The organism is Stakelama pacifica (assembly GCF_004361835.1).
Classification (GTDB): domain Bacteria; phylum Pseudomonadota; class Alphaproteobacteria; order Sphingomonadales; family Sphingomonadaceae; genus Sphingomonas; species Sphingomonas pacifica.
Genome location: NZ_SNWD01000030.1, coordinates 1 through 1,722 on the forward strand (window position 1 = coordinate 1; position 1,722 = coordinate 1,722).

At 61.6% G+C, this 1,722-nt stretch carries 2 protein-coding genes; both read right to left on the reverse strand.

From position 1 onward, the window contains the following. Window positions 1–230 (reverse strand): sugar phosphate nucleotidyltransferase (locus EV664_RS19095; protein WP_244923144.1); only part of this gene is annotated, 230 nt, incomplete at its 3' end. Between the two features lie 34 nt (window positions 231–264). After that, window positions 265–1,620: a UDP-glucose dehydrogenase family protein gene (locus tag EV664_RS19100; RefSeq protein ID WP_133497238.1), complete on the reverse strand. Its 1,356-nt coding sequence runs from the start codon at window positions 1,618–1,620 to the stop codon at window positions 265–267. Between the last annotated feature and the right edge of the window lie 102 nt (window positions 1,621–1,722).

Consider the following 1,722-nt stretch of genomic DNA (forward strand, 5'->3'; position numbering starts at 1 on the left):
GTGGTTTCCAGTTCGAACGAGATGTCGAAATGGTCCTCCAGCGCACCCTTGCCGCGCCCGGTGACGAAGATGATCTCCTCGATCCCCGCCTCGATCGCTTCCTCGACCGCGTACTGGATCAGCGGCTTGTCGACGACGGTGAGCATTTCCTTCGGGATCGCCTTGGTGGCGGGAAGGAAGCGGGTGCCGAGCCCCGCTACGGGAAGAACGGCTTTGCGAAGTGGTTTGATGCCGGTCACGAACTTGTCCCCTGTTCGAAAAAGATTATGCCGCTGAACCAGCGAGTTCGCCCTGCGGTTGCGTCATGGCCTGTGCAGGCTTGCCCACGCTGACGATCTCAAGTCCCGCATCGCGCGCCAGCTGCGGCGGATAGATGTTGCGCAGGTCGACGAGCAGCGGCTGGTTCAGGATCGTCTTCATCCGCTTGAGGTCGAGCGCGCGAAACTCGTCCCATTCGGTCACGATCACCAGCGCATCAGCACCCTCAGCCGCTTCATAAGGACCGGTGCAGAAGGTGACGTTGGGCAGCAGCGGGCGTGCCTGTTCCTCGCCCTCAGGGTCATAGGCATGGACCTTTGCCCCGGCATCTTCGAGCGCCTGAACGATCGAGATGCTGGGCGCATCGCGCATATCGTCGGTATTGGGTTTGAAGGTCAGGCCAAGCAGCGCGATTTTCTTGTCGCGCACATCGCCGCCCATCGCCTTGATGACCTTGCGGCCCATCGCCCGCTTGCGCGCGTCGTTTACCTGCACCGTCGCCTCGACGATGCGCACCGGCGTGTCGTTATCGGCTGCGGTCTTCATCAGCGCGAGCGTATCCTTGGGGAAGCACGACCCGCCATAGCCCGGCCCTGCGTGCAGAAATTTGGGCCCGATGCGATTGTCCATGCCGATACCGCGCGCCACCTGCTGCACATCGGCGCCGACCTGTTCGCACAGATCGGCGATCTCGTTGATGAAGGTGATCTTGACCGCAAGAAACGCATTGGCGGCATATTTGATCAGCTCGGACGTACGCCGACCGACGAACAATACCGGCGCTGCCTGATTGAGCGACAAGGGGCGATAGATTTCGCGCATCACCTCGGCAGAGGCTTCGTCCTCGACACCGACCACGACGCGGTCGGGGCGCTTGAAATCCTCGATCGCTGCACCTTCGCGCAGGAATTCGGGGTTGGAGACGACCGTGATCCCCTTATCCGGCGCGATCCGTGCGATGATGCGCTCGACCTCATCGCCGGTGCCGACCGGCACGGTCGATTTGGTGACGATCACGGCGGGCTTTGTCAGCGCAGCGGCGATCTCTTCGGCGGCGGCATAGACATAGGACAGATCGGCATGGCCATCGCCCCGGCGGCTCGGCGTACCCACCGCGATGAACACCGCATCGGCATCCTTCACGCCCTCGGCAAGATCGGTGGTGAACGACAGCCGCCCCGCCTTCACATTGGAGGCGACCAGCGTGTCGAGGCCCGGTTCGTAAATCGGCATGATATTCTGATGCAGCCGATCGATCTTGCCCGCATCCTTGTCGACGCACACCACCGAATGCCCGAAATCGGAAAAACACGCACCCGACACCAGACCCACATAGCCTGTGCCGATCATTGCAATGCGCATCAGAATCTCTCTCCGCCCGATTAACCCGGCAAACGCCTTGCACCATCACGCAGCACCGTCAACCAACCATAGCTGCACTGCAACAAAACGGGACGAATTGCG

Coding starts and splice junctions, on each gene's coding strand:
- EV664_RS19100 (WP_133497238.1), bottom strand. CDS start 1,620: ATGCGCATTGCAATGATCGGCACAGGCTATGTGGGTCTGGTGTCGGGT.